Source organism: Agathobaculum massiliense (genome assembly GCF_900291975.1).
GTDB lineage: Bacteria > Bacillota > Clostridia > Oscillospirales > Butyricicoccaceae > Agathobaculum > Agathobaculum ammoniilyticum.
In genome coordinates this window covers 152,781-169,927 of the sequence record NZ_OMPN01000001.1, presented here as the reverse complement: position 1 = coordinate 169,927, position 17,147 = coordinate 152,781, and the positions used below count along the sequence as shown (strand labels likewise).

Sequence of the window (17,147 nt, the reverse complement as noted above, 5' to 3'; positions counted from 1 at the left end):
AGAAAGCGAAGTGAGGGCAAAATGAAAAAAAGTCTCAAAGAAATGAACATCTTCGCCGCTCAGATCCGCAAAGCTGCCCTGCGCGCGATGAACGCGTTCCACGGCGGCCATGTCGGCGGCTCGATGTCCATGTCCGATCTGATGGCGGCGCTGTATGGTGAAGTCATGAAGGTAGACCCGAAAAACCCCCAGTGGGAAGAGCGCGACTGGCTGGTCGTATCCAAAGGCCATTGCGGTCCCGCAGTTTACGGCACGCTGGCACTGATGGGCTATTTCCCCGAGGACGAGCTGGATACGCTGAATAAGGAAGGCACCCGCCTCCCCTCCCACTGCGACCGCAACCGCACGCCCGGTATTGATATGACGACCGGCTCGCTTGGCCAGGGCGTATCCGCCGCAGTCGGCATTGCCTGGGGCATGCAGTATCAGAAAAAGCCGAACTATGTTTATACCATACTCGGCGACGGCGAGTGCGACGAAGGCCAGGTTTGGGAGGCGGCGCTGTTCGCAGCGACCAAGAAGCTCGGCCACTTGATCGGCTTTGTTGATTACAACAAAAAGCAGCTTGATGGATATACCAAGGACATCTGCGATCTGGGCGACCTCCGTCAGAAGTTTGAGGACTTCGGCTGGCATTCCCAGGAGGTTGACGGCCACGATATCCCCGCTATCGTCGCCGCGATCGAGGAAGCAAAAAAGGTTGCTGACAAGCCCTCGATGATCGTTCTCAATACGATCAAGGGCAAGGATTGCTGCTTTGCCGATACTTTCTACAACCATTTCGTCCGTTTCCCGGAAGAGGATTACGAGGCTGCCATCAAGGAACTGGACGCTAAGATCGCAAAGCTGGAAAGTGAGGGTTAATCGCATGTACAAAGTTGTTAAAGAGATTCGTCCCGAAGAGGTCGAGATGAAAAAGACCTTTGCGGACACCATGGAAGAGATGGCCGCAAAGGACGATGCCGTCGTATACTTTGACTGCGACGTTATCAACTCCATTGGCATGGTCGGTTTCGGAGAAAAGTATCCGGACCGCTGCATTGACTGCGGCATCCAGGAAGCAAATATGATCGGCGTCGCCGCGGGCGCGTCTGCGGTCGGCCTCAAGCCGTTCACACATACTTTCGGTCCGTTCGCCGCACGCCGTGTCATTGACCAGGTTTACATCTCCGCTGCCTACGCAAAGCTCAATGTGCGCATGATCGGTTCGGACGCCGGCGTCACCGCTTCCTACAATGGCGGCACCCATATGCCGATTGAGGACATGGGCCTGATGCGCACAATTCCGGAGGTCACTCTGCTTGAGCCTACCGATTCGGTCATGCTGGCCGATTTGATGCGTCAGACTAAGGATATGTACGGCGTATTCTATATCCGCATCACCCGTAAGGTTGTGGACAAGGTTTTCGAGGATGGCTCTACCTTTGAAATTGGCAAGGCGGTCGAGCTGCGAGATGGCAGTGATGTCACGCTGATCACTTCCGGCTACTGCACCACGGATACCATCAAGGCTGCCGAGATCCTGGCAAAGGAAGGCATTTCCGCCAAGGTTCTGAATATGTTCACCTGGAAGCCGCTCGACGTTGAGGCGATTGTTGCCGCCGCACAGAAGACCGGCGCGATCGTGACAGTAGAGAACCATAATGTCATCAACGGCCTTGGTTCTGCTGTGGCTGAGGTGGTTGGCGAGCATTGCCCGGTTCCGATGAAGCGCATCGGCGTGCAGGACCGCTTTGGCGAAGTCGGTTCCATCGATTATTTGAAGGGGATTTTTGGCATGACGGTGGAGGATATCGTCGCAGCCGCCAAGGAGACCATCAAGCGCAAATAATTCCGTTGCCTATACAACAGGGAGGTATGCTTTCCGCATATCTCCCTGTTTTTTTGGTTCATTTTCCCAGTTTGTAGCTTGTCTTCTGTACACATAGGTTGCTTGGCCTATGCCGCAACAATGAAAGCGGCAGCCATGTCCAGATGGAGCGCCATTGCGCATGGCAACGAGGTCAACGAAACCATCCGCCATGACGACCTCCTATGCGATGCAAAGCATCCTGACTGATGTCGTGAGCGCCGGAACCGAAGCTCCTCTGGGATATGGACTCGGCTACGTATTTTTTACTACTATTGCGCTTCCAATGCAGTTCTGGATACGGAGCAATACATCAAGCTGCTTTCTGGGGACGGTATCGCACCCACGGAAGAAACTATCGCGGATGGCAGCTACCCTCTGCCTATGTCGTCCTGCGCAAGGACACCCCGGCGGATGCACCCGCCCGACGGCTCGCTGCGTTCATGCTCTCTGAAAACGGCCAGCGCTGTGTTCAAAACGCCGGCTATGGCGCGCTCCAATAAGAATTAAGAAGGGGAAGCACTATCTGGTGCTTCCCTCTTCCTTGTCCGTTTCCTGCTTTCGGCTCGGTTTTACCGAGGCAAGCGGATTTTTTGCCGCTGCTTCCCGCAGGCTGCTGTCCTCAATATGCGTATAGATCATTGTCGTATTGACGCTGGTATGGCCTAAGATATTCTGCAACGTGCGGATATCCACCCCGTTTTGGTACATCAGCGTCGCCGCCGTATGGCGCAGCTTGTGCGCCGAGTATTTCTGTGTATCCAACCCCGCCTGTCCCAAATGCTTTTTGACCAGCCATTTGACGGTCTGCACATTGATACGGTTGCGGTTGCGGCTGATAAACAGCGCGTTTTTATCCTTTTCGTGCGGTGTGATACGCTTGGGCAGGTATTGCTCGAGCGCAGCCTTGCACGCCTGGTTAAGATATACCGTGCGCTCCTTGTTCCCTTTGCCCAGCACACGCACCGTATCCCCCTGGAAGTCCGTCAGGTTCAGACCCACCAGCTCTGAAACGCGCAGCCCGCAGTTTAGAAAAAATGTCAGGATGCAATAATCCCGCTCCGCATACTCCCCCTGCACGGCTTCGAGCAGGCGGACGCTGTCATCCGTTGTCAGATAAACGGGCAGCGTTTTTCGAATGGTTGGGGATTCCAGATTGCTGACCGGATTGCTGTCCAGCAAATGCCGCTTATCTGTCAGGTACCGGAAAAACGCGCGGATCGCCGAAACCTTGCGCGCGCGGGAGGTGCCGCTCAGACCAAAATCCGTCGCGGTGCTGTTTTGCTGTGTCGGCCGCTCCCCTGACATATATTCCAGATAATCATAGGCATCGGAAAGCGTAACATCCCGCAGAAAATCAATATCAATATCCTCGATCGGGATCTGGTCCAGCGGCAGGGCTTTCGGGACCAGCCCTTTGTTATGCTTTAACACCCGAAAAAAAAGCCGCAGATCGAGGTAGTATTCATGCGCGGTTTTCGATGATTTTCCCTGTATCGTCGAAATATAGGTGAGAAAATCCCGCAGTACGCGCGGCGCATCCGCAGCGTATTGCGACATGGGCTTTTCCATCGTCCCGCCCTCCCTGCTGTGTCATTCTGTTATTATTATACCCTTTCGCACGCTTTGCGTCAAACTTGCAATTTGGTCCGGTTCGCCGTATAATATGTCCAATAAAACTCTCGGAAAGAAGGATTGCTTATGAAACGCCTGCAAATCGTTCAGGGCGATATCACCAAATGCGAAACCGACGCGATCGTCAATGCGGCCAACACCTCCCTGCTTGGCGGCGGCGGTGTGGATGGCGCGATCCACCGTGCAGCCGGACCGGAGCTGCTCGCGGAATGCCGCACGCTCGGCGGCTGCAAAACCGGAGAGGCAAAGGCGACAAAGGCCTACCGCCTGCCCTGCCGCTATGTCATCCATACCCCGGGGCCGATCTGGCATGGCGGAAAATCCGGAGAGGATGCGCTGCTTGCTTCCTGCTACCGCAATTCCCTGGCCGCCGCAGCCGGACTGGGCTGCAAGACCGTTGCATTTCCCTCCATCAGCACCGGCGTCTATCATTTTCCGGTCGAACGCGCGGCTCGCATCGCAATCGCTGCTATTGGGGGCTTCCTCGCCTCCCATCCGGAGATCGAACGCGTCACCATGGTCTGCTTTGACCGCGCGACGCTTGCCGCCTATCAGGATGCATTGGCAGAAGCGGGGCAGGCAGATGGCTAAAAATCCAAATCAAAAGCTGAAGCTGCTGTATCTCTGTAAAATCTTGTTGCAAAAGACGGACGAGGGGCATAAGCTCAGCATGGATGAGCTTCTCTCCGCGCTTTCCCGCTGCGGGATTGAAGCGGAGCGGAAAAGCATCTACTCCGATATTGCCGCCCTGCAGGACTTCGGTCTGGATGTCATGCTCCAACGCGGTCCCAACGGCGGGTACTATATTGCGTCCCGTGATTTTGAACTGCCCGAACTCAAGTTGCTGGTGGACGCGATCCAATGCTCCCGATTTATTACGGAAAAGAAATCCAATGAGCTGATCAAAAAAATAGAGGCTCTTGCCAGCGAACCGCAAGCCCGCGCGCTGCAGCGGCAGGTCTATGTTTCCGACCGTGTGAAAACCATGAACGAGAGCATCTATTACAATATTGACACCTTGCACACCGCAGTTTCCGCAGGGGTGCAGATTACGTTCCAATATTTTGAGTGGGCGCTTGACTTTTCCTCCACGCAGCGTATCCGCAAGCGCTATCGCAAGGATGGGGCGCTTTACCAGGTCAGCCCATGGGCATTGACTTGGGATGATGAAAATTATTATCTGGTGGCATACGATCACCCATCGGACTCCATCCGCCACTATCGCGTGGATAAAATGGAGCATATTTCTTTGACTGACAAGCTGCGCGAAGGGCGTCGTCTGTTTCAGGACCGCTTCAACATCGCCGCCTATTCGCGCAAAGTGTTCGGCATGTTTTCCGGCGAGGAAAAAACGGTGCGCCTGCGATGTGAAAACCGGTTTATCGGCGTGCTCCGCGACCGTTTCGGCGCAGAACTGATGGTACAAAAAGCGGATGAAGCGCATTTTTTCATCCGTGTGGATGTTGCGGTCAGTCCGCAGTTTTTTTCTTGGGTGTTTGGCCTGGGCGGTGCGGTACAGATCGTCGAGCCCGAGGAGGTACGCGCCGCTTTTCAACACCAATTACAAGCCATGCTTGAGTAAGTCCTGATTATCGGACTCTTTTCTTGGTACAATAAGTACAACAAAGAAAGGAGAACCGAATATGAGCTACTCGATCGAATATGTAAACGGACACATCGAGGTATACGACGATACCGGCGCGTTTCTGTTTTCCGCCGATACCAAGCAGGAAGCGCTGGAAGAGCTGGCAGGAGCCGCTTAACTACAATATACCCGAAAACAGGGCTGCGGAATATTTCCGCAGCCCTGTTTATCAGCTTTCAAAAATATGGTCGGCGTAATGCACGGTCGCCATTGCGTCACGCGCATAGCAGTCCGCGCCGATGGAATCCGCATATTCCTGTGTCAGCACCGCGCCGCCAACCACGATCCTTGCGTCGGGCTTGCGTTCGCGCAGCAGCTGGATTGTTTGCTCCATACTGACGACCGTGGTGGTCATCAACGCGCTCAAGCCCACCAGCGGCACGTTTTCCCTGACCGCTGTGTCGGCAATCGTTTCCGGCGGCACATCTTTTCCAAGGTCGATGACCTGATAACCGTAGTTTTCGAGGAGTACCTTGACGATATTTTTCCCAATATCATGGATATCCCCTTTTACGGTCGCCAGGATGATTCTGCCTTTCACTTCCTGCGGTGCGCCGCGCATCGCGTCCTTGACGACCTCGAACGCGGCTTTTGCCGCCTCCGCACTCATCAGGAGCTGCGGGAGGAATACCGTCCCCTTTTCAAAGCCCTTTCCCACGCGGTCAAGCGCCGGAATCAGCTCGTTGTTCACCAACTCCAACGGCGGCACGGTCCGCAGCAGGTCCCGCGCCGCTTCCGCAGCGCGCTCACGAAGGCCGCGTTCCACACTCTCGTCCAGCGCCATGACCGCCCCTGCTGAAGCCGGCAAGGCCGCCTGCTGATTTCCATACGCTGCGATAAAGCCCGCGCACTGTTCATCCTGCCCGCTCAAGGCAAGGAAAGACCGGTAGGAACACATCATCGATTCGGCGTTTGGATTGATGATCGCGCAAGATAACCCGTTCTGCAGCGCCATGGTAAAGAAATTAGCATTGATAATTTCCCGCTGCGGCAGTCCGAACGAGATATTGGACACACCAAGTATCGTATGCCCACCCAGTTCGTCGCGAATCCGGCGCAGCGTTTCCAATGTAACAAGCGCTGAGCCGCTGTCAGAGGAAATCGTCATCGCCAGACCGTCGATCACAATGTCTTCCTTTGCAATCCCGTAGAACGCGGCTGTCTCATATATCTTTTTGGCTATCTGCACGCGCCCTTCTGCGGTATAGGGAATGCCGTTTTCATCGAGCGCAAGACCGACCACCACGCCGCCGTATTTTTTCACCAGCGGAAACACTGCCTCCATGCTCTCCCGTTTTCCGCTGACCGAATTAATCATTGGCTTGCCGTTATACAGCCGCATGCCGCGCTCCATCGCCTCAACGCTTGAGGTATCGATCTGCAGCGGCAGCGCGATTACGCTCTGCAGTCGGGTCACCACCTGTGCCATCATAGCCGGCTCGTCGATCTCCGGCAGGCCGACGTTGACATCCAGAATATGCGCGCCGCTGTCCTCCTGCGCCATCCCTTCAGAAAGGATATATTCAATGTTATTTTCCCGCAGCGCTGCCTTGAATTTGCTTTTTCCGGTCGGGTTGATCCGCTCCCCGATAATGACCGGTTTACCGCCAATCTCGACCGCCTGGGAGAAGGAGGAAACGACTGTGCGGTGCTTCCTGACCGCGGGGGCAAAGCTTTTTGTCCTGCAGGCGGCGATCATTTTTCGGATATGCTCCGGCGTGGTGCCGCAGCAACCGCCGAGCAGGTGTACCCCCATCTCTGCGATTTCCCCCATCAGGCGGGCGAATTCATCCGCGTTGATGTCAAATACAGTCCTGCCGTTTTCGCTGCGCGGCAGGCCTGCATTGGGGTTGACAATAATGGGAAGTGAACTGACCTCGGTCAGCCGCTTTATAATCGGCTGCATTTGCTTTGGTCCAAGCCCGCAGTTAACGCCGAGCGCATCCACTCCCAGGCCCTCCAGCATGGCCGCTGTGGAATCCACCGTACCGCCGGTGAGCAGCTTGCCTTTCTCGTCAAAAATCATTGTTGCAAGCACTGGCAGCCGACAGTTTTCCTTTGCCGCAAGCACGGCGGCCTTGGCCTCATAGCTGTCGCTCATTGTTTCAATCAAAACAAGATCGGCGCCGGCGGCAGCGCCGATACGCACGACTTCCCCAAACAATTCAACTGCGCGCTCGAACGGCAGGTCGCCCATCGGCTGCAGTAGCCGGCCGGTTGGTCCGATATCAAGCGCGATATAGGCGTCCTCCCGTCCGGTGCGCCGCCTTGCTTCTTTGGCATGCGCTACTGCCGCCTGCACAATCCGACGCAGGTTATGCGGATATTTAAGAGCATTCGCACCGAAGGTATTGGTGTTGACGATATCGCTGCCCGCCTCGAAATAGCCGCAATGCAGCGATATGATTTCTTCCGGATGCGTCAGGTTCCAGGTTTCCGGTAGTTCCCCTGCCGCAAGGCCGCGTTCCTGGAGGATCGTGCCTGTGCCGCCGTCAAAAAACAACCATTCTTTCCCTAAGCGTTCTTTCAGTTCCATTATTCCTTATCTCCTAAAAGCGCAGTCTGTTTTTCCGCATTCCTCGCAGCCCTTTCGGTGGCAGGGCTGCGGCGTGGCGGACAGCCCGATCACCGCGGTCACCGATTTGATCGGCGCTAGCAGGCAGCTTTCGGTTACCGTCAGCCCGATCTTTCGCGGCGTATCCAGCAGACGGCTCAAATCCCGCTGGTGACCGATGTCAAAATCGCCGTACCCGGGGCTGAAGCGCGGCCGGCAGTACAGGCCGTAGTTGCCGGCTTTCCGACGCAGCATATCGTTCACTTCCTCGCAATAAGCCTCAATCATCGCGGCGGCGACAGCTTGATAAATCACCGCGTCGCTCATGCGCACGGCAGATGCACGGGCAATCAGCCGGTCCGCCCCTATCCCCAGCGTTGCCGCCATCAGGTAAACGTCCGTGCAGTCTTTCAGGTTGCGCGCCAGGTGATTGCTGTGAATTGCAACGCCCGCCACATCCAGCATATTCTCAGCCGGATGGCGCAGCGGGAACCGCCGGAATACGGATTGGGGCTGGATGACGTCCTGCAATCCCTCCGCGCAGCGGACAAGGCTTTCCTCCACCGCCGCATCCGGTTCGGTTCCGCGGTAGCCCAAATATCGAAGCGCTTCGCTGCGGTCGAACGTAATCACTTGAGGATCTCCGACAGGCTTGCCTGGATCTCCGCAGCGATCTCTGGCTTGTTCATCGAGTAAACATGGATATGGTTTACTCCATTGGCGATCAGGTCAATGATTTGTTCGGTGGCATAAATCACACCCGCCTGCTTCATCGCCGCTGGATTGTCGCCAAAGCGGTCGACGATCGCCTTAAAGCGTTCGGGCAGATAAGTACCAGACATTGCGGTGATACGCTTGATCTGTTTTACATTCGTTACCGGCATGATGCCCGCGACCACCGGTACGGTGATCCCCTTTTCGCGGATCCGGTACAGGAAATTATACAGGATATTGTTATCAAAAAACATCTGGGTCGTCAAAAATTCGCAGCCCGCCTCCACCTTTTCCTTGAGTCGGAGAATATCCTCGGTTTTGTTGGACGCCTCGACATGCCCTTCCGGATAGCACGCGCCGCCCACGCAAAAATCTCCCTGCTCCTTGATATCGCACACCAGTTCGGCCGCGAAACGGTAATCGTTTGCAGGGGCGCCGCCTGCCGGAATATCGCCGCGCAGCGCAAGCACATTTTCAAGGCCATGCGCCTTGAACGCTTCCAGCATAGAGGATACATGCGCTTTCGTCGAGGATACGCAGGTCAGATGCGTCAATACGGTAACGCCGTATTTTTTATGCAAATCAGATGCGATATGTACTGTATGCTCGCTCGTACCGCCGCCCGCGCCATAGGTCACACTCATAAAGTCCGGCCGCAGTGCCGCGATCTCCTGCGTGGCCTGCGCAACCGATTCATAGCTGCTGCCGTTCTTTGGAGGAAACACTTCAAAGGACAGCGTCACCTTGTCCTGCTTTAAGATGTCAGATATTTTCATGTCGGTTATCTCCTACAGTTTTGCTTTTCATTTAGTATAGCATAAATCCCGTCTTTATTTCCAGACCAAAATACGCTATAATATACTTCATTGGAGGGGTAAATTTGACAGGTCTGCTCAAACACTGTACATTATGCCCGCGCGCCTGCGGTGCCGACCGGACACGCACACGCGGCCTGTGCGGCGCCGGCGCGCAGGTGGAGGCCTCCCGCGCTTCGCTGCACCTGTGGGAGGAACCGCCGATCTCCGGCACGCACGGCTCCGGCACGGTATTTTTTACCCATTGTTCCCTGGGCTGTGTGTTCTGCCAAAACCGCCAGATCAGCCGCCGCGCGGCGAGCGGCACGACCGTTTCTATAGCCGAGCTGGCAAAAACCTTTCTTTCGCTTCAGAACAAAGGCGCGCACAACATCAACCTGGTCACCGGCGCGCACTATGCGCCACAGGTCATCGAGGCGCTGGCACAGGCCAGGCTGCTTGGGCTGAATATCCCTATTGTTTACAATTCCAGCGGCTATGAAAGCGAGGATACGCTCGCCCTGCTCGACGGATGGATCGATATTTACTTGCCGGATTATAAATATTACAGCAGCTATTATGCTGCGCGCTATTCCCATGCAGAGGACTACCGTGAAACCGCTGTTGACGCGATTGCGGAAATGGTACGGCAGAGCGGGCCGCCCCAGTATGATGCCAACGGTCTGCTCCTTCGCGGAACAATTATCCGGCATTTGATGCTGCCGGGGCTTGCCGGCGATACCGCCCAGGTGCTTCGTGATATCGCGGTCCGATTCAGCGATACTGTACTGGTGAGCCTGATGCGGCAGTATACGCCGTTTGACATGGAGTGTTGGCCCGAACTGAACCGCACGGTCACGGACCAAGAGTATGAGGATGCCTGCACGCTGTTCCGCTCGCTCGGGCTGAGCGGCTTTTTTCAGCAGGAGCAAGCAGTTGGAGAGAGCTTTATTCCTGCGTTTGACGGAAGTGGATTGGAGGAAGAAAAATGAAAACCGTACTCGCCATCGCCGGCACCGATCCCACCGGCGGCGCCGGTATCCAGACCGATTTGAAAACAATCGAGGCGTACGGCCTGTATGGTATGGCCGTTATCACGGTCGTGATCGCACAGAATACAACAGGCGTTTTTGATATGCAGCCTGTTTCCGCAGCGCTTGTCGCCAAACAGATCGACTGCGTTTTTGAGGATATCCGTCCGGACTCCGTAAAGCTGGGTATGTTGTATGATACCAATATCATCCGCACGGTGGCGGAGCGGCTGCGCGCCTACCATGCTGAAAACATCGTGCTCGACCCTGTGATGCTTTCTTCCAGCGGAAGCGCGCTACTGCGCCCTGACGCCGCCAAAACGCTTTTGGACGAGTTGTTCCCCCTGTGCGCGCTCGTTACTCCCAATCTGCAGGAAGCGGCCGCGATATGCGGCCATACCATCCGCAGCCGTGCGGACATGGAACAGGCCGCGCAGGCGATCGCCCCCTTGACCCAAGGCTCTGTGATGGTCAAGGGCGGGCATCTGCGGGACTGTGCCGACGACCTTCTGTTTGCGGACGGCCAGCTCCACTGGCTGTCTGCGCCCCGCATCGATAATCCCAATACCCACGGCACCGGCTGCACGCTCTCCTCCGCAATTGCCTGCGGGCTGGCGCAGGGAATCCCCCTGGCCGACAGCGTTAAACGCGCCAAACGCTATCTGACCGCCTGTATCCGCTATGGCCTGGCGCTGGGGCATGGCTCCGGTCCACTGCAGCACAAGGTGGATTGGGACAAATAGAATAAGCCCTGACCCGTTCGGGTCAGGGCTTTTGATTTTACAGCAGCATCTCCAACGGCGCGTCGCAATAGGGACAACGGCTGCCGGGTGTACCTTCCAGCGGAAGGTATGGTTCGGTCTTGGTGATACATTTGTGGTTGGAGCAACGGACGCCGTGCGCGCCGATCTCCTGATGTCCTGCACGGATGAATGGCAATTTGGAAAGCGTCAGCAACAACGCCATACGGCCGAACATCCCAAACCTCGCCTGACGAAAATAAACCGCACGCGGATCCTCGTCCACGTCCTGCGCGATCTCGTCCACACGTGGCAGCGGGTGGAGCACCAGCATGTCCTTTTTGGCGCGCTTCATTTTTTCCGCAGTCAATTGGTAGCTGCCTTCCAGGTTTTTATATTCCTGCGCAGTCACAAAGCGCTCGCGCTGGATACGGGTCATATAAAGCACGTCGAGTTCCGGCAGGACTTCGTCAATACTGTTCACTTCGCAATACGGCATGCTGTGATCGTTCAGGAAGCGAATCATATAGTCGGGCAGCTTAAGCGCTTCCGGTGCAATCAGATAAACCTGCACATTATGGTAGCGCTCCAGAAAATGCAGCAGCGAATGGACCGTGCGCCCATATTTCAGGTCCCCGCACAGGCCGATTTTCATATCATCCGCCGAGCCGCGCAGACGCAGGATCGTCACCATGTCGGTCAAAGTCTGTGTGGGATGCAGATGTCCCCCGTCGCCGGCATTGATCACGGGAACCGAAGAGTACATCGAAGCCGCTTTCGCCGCACCTTCGCGCGGGTTGCGCATGACAATCAGGTCCGCATAGCTGGATACCATGCTGATCGTGTCTTTCAGCGTCTCCCCCTTTGCCGTGGAGGAGGAGCCAGGATCGGAAAAGCCAACCACACTGCCGCCCAACCGCATCATCGCTGTTGAAAACGACAGGTTTGTCCGTGTCGACGGTTCGTAAAACAGGCTGCCCAGCACCTTGCCGCGGCAGGCATCCGTATAGCCTTCCGGACGATCGATTATATTTGTTGTCAGTTTATACAGATCAGCGAACTCTTTTTCTGTTAAATCGCTGAGATCAATGATATGGCGCATGGTTTTCAACCTTTCCTCATGTCTGTTTTCCCTATCCATTTTAACACAGGGGGATTTGAAAGGAAAGGCCTATTTCAGGATTGCGTCGATCGGGTCGAGCCGTGCCGCCCGAATGGCTGGCAGCAGGCCTGCCACCGCTCCGCAGACGAGGGAAAGGAGCAGGATCGCCGCAGACAGCATCCAGCCCGGCAGTAAAACAGTACCACCGAACAACAGCAGCAGGCAAACCGATCCCCAGCCGCAGACGCCGCCAAAAGCGCACAGCAGAGCGGATTGCAGCAAAAACAGACGCCGGATATCACGCGGCTGCGCCCCCAGCGCCAAAAACACACCGATCTCCCCTGTTTTTTCGTGCGTCGCGGCCAGCATGCTGCATAATACGCCGATCAATGCCACACATAATGTGATCCCACCCACAACAAGGAACAGCAGGATGCACAGGTTGGCCATTTGCTCCACCGCGTCCACCATGCCCGACATATTTTGTACCCGCACGGTCCCGTCCACCTTTCCCCGATCGGTCAGGTAGCCGGATATCCGGCTACTGACATGGGACAGGTCCGCTTCCGCAGCGCATTGGACAAACACTTGATCCGCATTCTCCTGTCGTGATGCCAGATACGCATAAGGAATGTAGATCAGGTGCGGCGCAAAGGAGGAAAGCGCGCCGCCCAGCGCGCTTGTCTGTGCCCGAACAACGCCGCAGACCGTAAAATATTGCTCCGCTCCGTCCAAACGGACTCGCACGGTGCGCCCTACAATGTTGGCGCGCCCATAAAGCGCCTGCGCCAGATCGTCCCCAACGACTGCCACCGGCTGGCCGGACGCGGCCTGACGCTCCGTAAACAAGCTGCCGAAAAGCACCTCCAGCCGCATCACATCCCCGAGGCGCTCATCCGCGCCGAGAAACACAGCGTTCTCGCTCACATATCCCGCGCGGATCGTTCCTGTTTTGGCCTTGATCGGCATTACCTGCTCAATCTCCTCCACCGCCTGTCCCATCTGATCGGCCAGCTCGGCGGACAGCGGATTGCCGGAACCGTGGTTGTCCAGATAAACGGTCAGCCCGCTCACGCCAAGCGTCTGTAGCGTCACATCTACCTGCGTTTTGCCAAACAGCCCGATCGAGGCGATCAGGAGCAAGGCGCCGGTGCCAACCGCAACCGATAAGGCGCATAGTCCGGTGCGCAAGGGGTTTTCCCGCAGATTTCCAAGGGCCAGCCGAAATAAATCGACAAGCCTCATGCCGCCACCTCGACCGGTGTACCGTCCGTCAGGTCGTCCGACGGCGAGAGGATCACAAGCTCTCCGGCCGTTAGCCCCTCGGTGATCTCCGTGACTTCCTCCAACAGATAACCTGTCGTGACCGCTTTTTGCACTGCCCTGCCATCCTGCACACAGAATACATATTCCTGTTTGCCGCGTTGGCATACCGCTTCATAGGGTACGGCAACCGCCTGTGGATGATAGTCGGTAAATATTTTAGCCGTAACGGAGTAGCCGGGCCGCAGTCCTTCGGTGCTTCCCCGCAACGGCAGCACCGCTTCCACCGTGGCCTCCCCGCTCTCTCCTGTCAAGCTAACCGTGCGGACCGCAACCGGTGATATTGAAGCGACCGATGCGCTGTACACCCGTTCCCCGGCAGCGGACGCTGTAATGTTCGCCATCTGGCCGCGCTGCAGATTGCCTGCATAGACCTCGGGGGTGCGCACCCGAACCTGCATATTGTTCAGGTCCGCGATCTGCACGCAGGGTACCTCCGACCACACCTGTTCATTCTCCATCGGAAGCGTAAGAACCGTCCCTGAAACAGGCGCCCGTATCGCATCCCGCTCCTCCGCGGCCACCGTCTGATCGGATGATTCGGAAAAAGATTTCCAAACGCTCTGGAGGCTTGATGCCTCCAGCTCCTTGCCTTCCCTCGGCACAAGCGAACAAAGGATGTCTCCAGCCTCTACGGAATCACCTACCGCAGCGTATACCGCTGTTATCACCGCGTTTTCATAGGGACATACCGCAACACTGTCGGCCGCTTCCACAATACCCTGTACGGTGATGCTGTTGTAAATATCCTGTGCGGAAGCGACCGCCGTCTGTACGGCTGCCGGCTTCGGCGCGCGGAAAAAGCAGGCCACCCCCAGCATTACCGATAGCACCACCGCAGTCATAGCTAAAACAATACGCGCTTGTTTTTCCATAAAATAACCGACCTCCCGCCGCAGACTACTGATAGTCTGCGGCAAAAAGGTCGGATTTACTCTCGTATTTTTTGTAGTAATTTGCAGTTTTATAATACCGCGCGAATCGCATCGGCGGCCGTGCGCACCCGCACGATATTCATTTTTTTCGTCAACGTCTCGTCGATGTCCTGCATCGGCATGATGCAGGTATGGAAGCCAAGCCGGTACGCTTCGTTGATCCGCTGCGCCGCGCCCGACACCGCGCGCAGCTCGCCGGTAAGCCCGATCTCCCCAAAGCCCATTACCCCTTCCGGCAGGGGCTTGTCCCGAAAGCTGGACGCAATCGCCAGAACCATGGGCAGGTCAACCGCAGGCTCGTCCAGGCGCATGCCGCCGACCACATTGACATATACATCCGAGGACGAAAGGAAAAAGCCGCAGCGCTTTTCTAGAATCGCCAGCAGCAGAACCATCCGGTTATAGTCCACCCCAGCCGCCGTGCGCCGCGGCACGCCGAACTGTGTTTTTGCCGCGAGCGCCTGCACCTCGGCAAGCAGAGGACGGCTGCCCTCCATCACACAGGCGATACAGTTACCGGAGGCACCCTGTGGGTGTCCGGCCAGCATGGCCGCCGAAGGATTGTTAACCTCCAGCAGGCCATGGTCGCTCATCTCAAATACACCGATTTCGTTGGTGGAGCCGTAACGGTTCTTTGCCGCGCGCAGACAGCGAAACGGCCCTGTCGTTTCTCCCTCAAAATACAGCACGCAGTCCACCATATGCTCTAAAATTTTGGGCCCCGCCAGTGTTCCCTCTTTGTTGACATGGCCGACGATAAAAATAGTCACATTTTTATTTTTGGCGTACTGCATCAGGCTCATCGCACATTCCTTGATCTGCGTTGTACCACCCGGCGCGGCGGTCAGATCCCGTTTATAAACGGTCTGGATCGAGTCCACGATCAGGATATCCGGTTCCATCTGCTCAGTTTCCTGGATGATCTGCTCCATATCCGTTTCGGACAGAATGTATAGCTCCGGCGAGGAAATCTGTAGTCGCGCCGCGCGCAGCTTGATCTGCCGAAGGGATTCCTCACCCGATACATACAACACCTTGGCGTTCCGGCACATCTCCTGGCACATCTGCAGCAAGAGCGTGGATTTGCCGATCCCCGGTTCGCCGCCGACCAAAACAAAGGAGCCATGTACCGCGCCGCCGCCCAAAACGCGGTCGAGTTCCCCGATACCGGAATGGAACCGCGCCTCATCCCCGCTTTCAATCTCGCTGAGCGGCACCGGCCGCGATGCGCCGCGCGGGAAGCTGTTGGTCCCGCGGGCCGCTGATTCCGGCTGTATTTTGAACTCGCTCATTGTGTTCCAGGCGCCGCACGAAGGGCATTTCCCGAACCATTTCGGGCTTTCATAGCCACAATCGCTGCACAAATAAACCGATTTTTGCTTCATAATTCCTCCGTCAGTCGCCATTTGCATATTGTAGGTATCCGCGCAATATGCAGGCGGCAAGTTTTTTATGGTAGTCCGGATCGTTCAGCTTCATTTCCTCTTCCGCATTGGATAAAAACCCGCATTCGACGATCACCGCCGGACAGGTGAGTTTTTTCATCAAATAGATCGAGCTTTCCGCCTGCTTGGCCTGACGCCGGTTTTCCGGATCGCAGCCATAAATCAGGCTATTCTGCAGATATTCCGCCAGAACGCGGCCGCCCGCATGGTTGGCGGAATAAAACACCTGCGCCCCATGGTATTGCGGGTCGCTGAACTTGTTCAGATGGATGCTGAGAAAGATCGGATTTGCCGCCTGCTGCACGATCTGCTCCCGCGCCTTGATATCCGAAATTTTATTTTCCCTCACCGGTCGGGAGGGGTCGTAATCCAAGGCGTTCGTATCCGGCCGTGTCATCACTGCCTGCACACCGAAAAAACCGGCCAAGCCATACAGCCGTTGCGCAATGCTTAAATTGATGTCCTGTTCGGCGGTGCCGTTCGACCCAACCGCACCGCCGTCAAAACCGCCGTGTCCCGCATCGATCACCAGTGTGCGGGAGGCGCGGCTTTCCGCTATTGTCTGCACAATACCGCTGCTGTGAACTGCGGTCAGGCCGGCCAGCAATCCAACCATTACGCAAAGCACCATTCTTTTTCCCATCTTGATCTGCATCGCGCGCACCTCCGTGCTCCAAACATATGCGCGACGTGCTTTTATTATAATCCACTTCATAGCACGGTGCAATAAAATCGTTGTTGCCGGCACAAAATCATGCTATGATAAAATTATAAAAATGGAGGGATATGGGTTATGAACAAGCTTCTTGCAGTGATCGATTATCAAAATGACTTTGTGACCGGCTCGCTCGGCTTTGACGGGGCCGCCGCGATCGATGGTGGGATCGCCCACCAGGCCCAGGCTTATCTGGCGCAGGGGGATCACGTCTTATTCACCTATGACACCCATGACGACCTGTATTTGGAGACGCGGGAAGGACGCGCGCTGCCCATTCCCCACTGCAATCCAAAAGAACAGGGCTGGCGCCTTTACGGGAAAACGCAGGAGTTATGCTGTGAGACCTGTGCCAATCATCAAATTCACAACATCTGCAAGCACACCTTTGGCATGCCGCCGTCAGAGCTTACCAAGCTGGGAAGTGAGCTTCCCGATTTGAAGGAGATCATGGTCGTAGGTGTTGTGACGAACATGTGCGTCATTTCCAATGCCGCGCTCCTGCAGGCGCAATGGCCGGAAGCCCAGATTATCGTGGACGCTTCCCTGTGCCGCAGCTTTGACCCTGTCCTGCATGAAAAGGCGCTCGATGTGATGCAGGGGCTGCAAATGACCGTAATCAACCGCTGAAAAGAGGGACCGTTTAGGCGGTCCCTCTTTTCCCT

At 56.1% G+C, this 17,147-nt stretch carries 16 protein-coding genes; 7 read left to right on the top strand and 9 right to left on the bottom strand.

Features of this window, described 5'->3' with window-relative positions:
* Positions 1-21: 21 nt before the first annotated feature.
* The gene (locus DBQ51_RS00815) at positions 22-864 is read left to right on the top strand and encodes a transketolase (protein ID WP_107630481.1); all 843 of its coding nucleotides are present in this window, start codon (positions 22-24) and stop codon (positions 862-864) included.
* Between the two features lie 4 nt (positions 865-868).
* On the top strand, positions 869-1,831 hold the full coding sequence (locus tag DBQ51_RS00810; RefSeq protein WP_054325930.1) for a transketolase family protein: 963 nt from the start codon (positions 869-871) through the stop codon (positions 1,829-1,831).
* Positions 1,832-2,371: 540 nt separating this feature from the next.
* Here DBQ51_RS00810 and DBQ51_RS00805 read toward each other — a convergent pair.
* Positions 2,372-3,421, bottom strand: coding sequence for a tyrosine recombinase XerC (locus tag DBQ51_RS00805; RefSeq protein WP_107630480.1), 1,050 nt, complete (start codon positions 3,419-3,421; stop codon positions 2,372-2,374).
* A gap of 129 nt (positions 3,422-3,550) precedes the next feature.
* Between DBQ51_RS00805 and DBQ51_RS00800 the strand changes: the two genes are divergently transcribed.
* Together DBQ51_RS00800 and DBQ51_RS00795 are read left to right on the top strand one after the other, a co-directional pair.
* Positions 3,551-4,075 (top strand): O-acetyl-ADP-ribose deacetylase, encoded by a 525-nt coding sequence (locus DBQ51_RS00800; RefSeq protein WP_107630479.1) that lies wholly within the window; start codon positions 3,551-3,553, stop codon positions 4,073-4,075.
* On the top strand, positions 4,068-5,066 hold the full coding sequence (locus DBQ51_RS00795) for a helix-turn-helix transcriptional regulator (RefSeq protein WP_107630478.1): 999 nt from the start codon (positions 4,068-4,070) through the stop codon (positions 5,064-5,066). The genes DBQ51_RS00800 and DBQ51_RS00795 overlap by 8 nt, the downstream gene beginning before the upstream one ends.
* A gap of 232 nt (positions 5,067-5,298) precedes the next feature.
* Here the strand turns inward: DBQ51_RS00795 and DBQ51_RS00790 are convergent, their stop codons facing one another.
* Genes DBQ51_RS00790 through metF form a run of 3 tightly spaced genes read right to left on the bottom strand, consistent with a single transcriptional unit; the run spans position 5,299 to position 9,173 of the window.
* Positions 5,299-7,665, bottom strand: a complete 2,367-nt coding sequence (locus DBQ51_RS00790; RefSeq protein WP_107630477.1) for a homocysteine S-methyltransferase family protein — start codon at positions 7,663-7,665, stop codon at positions 5,299-5,301.
* A 6-nt stretch (positions 7,666-7,671) separates the two neighbouring features.
* Positions 7,672-8,316, bottom strand: coding sequence for a vitamin B12 dependent-methionine synthase activation domain-containing protein (locus DBQ51_RS00785; RefSeq protein ID WP_107630476.1), 645 nt, complete (start codon positions 8,314-8,316; stop codon positions 7,672-7,674).
* Positions 8,313-9,173, bottom strand: coding sequence for a methylenetetrahydrofolate reductase [NAD(P)H] (gene metF, locus DBQ51_RS00780; RefSeq protein WP_054325926.1), 861 nt, complete (start codon positions 9,171-9,173; stop codon positions 8,313-8,315). Before metF ends, DBQ51_RS00785 begins: the two co-directional genes overlap by 4 nt.
* 104 nt (positions 9,174-9,277) lie before the next feature.
* On the opposite strand from metF, the gene DBQ51_RS00775 reads away from it, so the two are divergent.
* A complete protein-coding gene (locus DBQ51_RS00775; RefSeq protein WP_054325925.1) occupies positions 9,278-10,183 on the top strand; it encodes a radical SAM protein in 906 nt (301 codons plus the stop codon).
* Positions 10,180-10,965 carry a bifunctional hydroxymethylpyrimidine kinase/phosphomethylpyrimidine kinase gene (thiD, locus tag DBQ51_RS00770; RefSeq protein ID WP_054325924.1) on the top strand — a complete coding sequence of 262 codons (786 nt, stop codon included), beginning with the start codon at positions 10,180-10,182 and terminating at the stop codon, positions 10,963-10,965. The genes DBQ51_RS00775 and thiD overlap by 4 nt, the downstream gene beginning before the upstream one ends.
* Positions 10,966-11,002: 37 nt before the next feature.
* Here the strand turns inward: thiD and pyrB are convergent, their stop codons facing one another.
* The 5 genes from pyrB to DBQ51_RS00745 all read right to left on the bottom strand — a co-directional run bounded on the left by pyrB (position 11,003) and on the right by DBQ51_RS00745 (position 16,422).
* Positions 11,003-12,064 carry an aspartate carbamoyltransferase gene (gene pyrB / locus DBQ51_RS00765; protein ID WP_054325923.1) on the bottom strand — a complete coding sequence of 354 codons (1,062 nt, stop codon included), beginning with the start codon at positions 12,062-12,064 and terminating at the stop codon, positions 11,003-11,005.
* A gap of 69 nt (positions 12,065-12,133) precedes the next feature.
* Positions 12,134-13,309, bottom strand: coding sequence for an ABC transporter permease (locus tag DBQ51_RS00760; RefSeq protein ID WP_107630475.1), 1,176 nt, complete (start codon positions 13,307-13,309; stop codon positions 12,134-12,136).
* The gene (locus DBQ51_RS00755; RefSeq protein ID WP_107630474.1) at positions 13,306-14,262 is read right to left on the bottom strand and encodes an efflux RND transporter periplasmic adaptor subunit; all 957 of its coding nucleotides are present in this window, start codon (positions 14,260-14,262) and stop codon (positions 13,306-13,308) included. The genes DBQ51_RS00760 and DBQ51_RS00755 overlap by 4 nt, the downstream gene beginning before the upstream one ends.
* 89 nt (positions 14,263-14,351) lie before the next feature.
* The gene (gene radA / locus DBQ51_RS00750) at positions 14,352-15,707 is read right to left on the bottom strand and encodes a DNA repair protein RadA (RefSeq protein ID WP_107630473.1); all 1,356 of its coding nucleotides are present in this window, start codon (positions 15,705-15,707) and stop codon (positions 14,352-14,354) included.
* A gap of 10 nt (positions 15,708-15,717) precedes the next feature.
* A complete protein-coding gene (locus tag DBQ51_RS00745) occupies positions 15,718-16,422 on the bottom strand; it encodes an N-acetylmuramoyl-L-alanine amidase (RefSeq protein WP_159068016.1) in 705 nt (234 codons plus the stop codon).
* A 138-nt stretch (positions 16,423-16,560) separates the two neighbouring features.
* Here DBQ51_RS00745 and DBQ51_RS00740 point away from each other — a divergent pair, with 138 nt between their 5' ends.
* Positions 16,561-17,112 carry a cysteine hydrolase family protein gene (locus tag DBQ51_RS00740; protein ID WP_107630471.1) on the top strand — a complete coding sequence of 184 codons (552 nt, stop codon included), beginning with the start codon at positions 16,561-16,563 and terminating at the stop codon, positions 17,110-17,112.
* Positions 17,113-17,147: the final 35 nt, after the last annotated feature.

Bases quoted from the DNA above. Each gene is read 5' to 3' on its own strand.
- DBQ51_RS00800 (WP_107630479.1), top strand. From the start codon at position 3,551: ATGAAACGCCTGCAAATCGTTCAGGGCGATATCACCAAATGCGAAACC.
- DBQ51_RS00795 (WP_107630478.1), top strand. From the start codon at position 4,068: ATGGCTAAAAATCCAAATCAAAAGCTGAAGCTGCTGTATCTCTGTAAA.
- DBQ51_RS00745 (WP_159068016.1), bottom strand. From the start codon at position 16,422: ATGCAGATCAAGATGGGAAAAAGAATGGTGCTTTGCGTAATGGTTGGA.
- radA (WP_107630473.1), bottom strand. From the start codon at position 15,707: ATGAAGCAAAAATCGGTTTATTTGTGCAGCGATTGTGGCTATGAAAGC.
- metF (WP_054325926.1), bottom strand. From the start codon at position 9,173: ATGAAAATATCTGACATCTTAAAGCAGGACAAGGTGACGCTGTCCTTT.
- DBQ51_RS00740 (WP_107630471.1), top strand. From the start codon at position 16,561: ATGAACAAGCTTCTTGCAGTGATCGATTATCAAAATGACTTTGTGACC.
- DBQ51_RS00810 (WP_054325930.1), top strand. From the start codon at position 869: ATGTACAAAGTTGTTAAAGAGATTCGTCCCGAAGAGGTCGAGATGAAA.
- DBQ51_RS00755 (WP_107630474.1), bottom strand. From the start codon at position 14,262: ATGGAAAAACAAGCGCGTATTGTTTTAGCTATGACTGCGGTGGTGCTA.
- DBQ51_RS00815 (WP_107630481.1), top strand. From the start codon at position 22: ATGAAAAAAAGTCTCAAAGAAATGAACATCTTCGCCGCTCAGATCCGC.
- DBQ51_RS00760 (WP_107630475.1), bottom strand. From the start codon at position 13,309: ATGAGGCTTGTCGATTTATTTCGGCTGGCCCTTGGAAATCTGCGGGAA.
- DBQ51_RS00805 (WP_107630480.1), bottom strand. From the start codon at position 3,421: ATGGAAAAGCCCATGTCGCAATACGCTGCGGATGCGCCGCGCGTACTG.
- pyrB (WP_054325923.1), bottom strand. From the start codon at position 12,064: ATGCGCCATATCATTGATCTCAGCGATTTAACAGAAAAAGAGTTCGCT.
- DBQ51_RS00790 (WP_107630477.1), bottom strand. From the start codon at position 7,665: ATGGAACTGAAAGAACGCTTAGGGAAAGAATGGTTGTTTTTTGACGGC.
- thiD (WP_054325924.1), top strand. From the start codon at position 10,180: ATGAAAACCGTACTCGCCATCGCCGGCACCGATCCCACCGGCGGCGCC.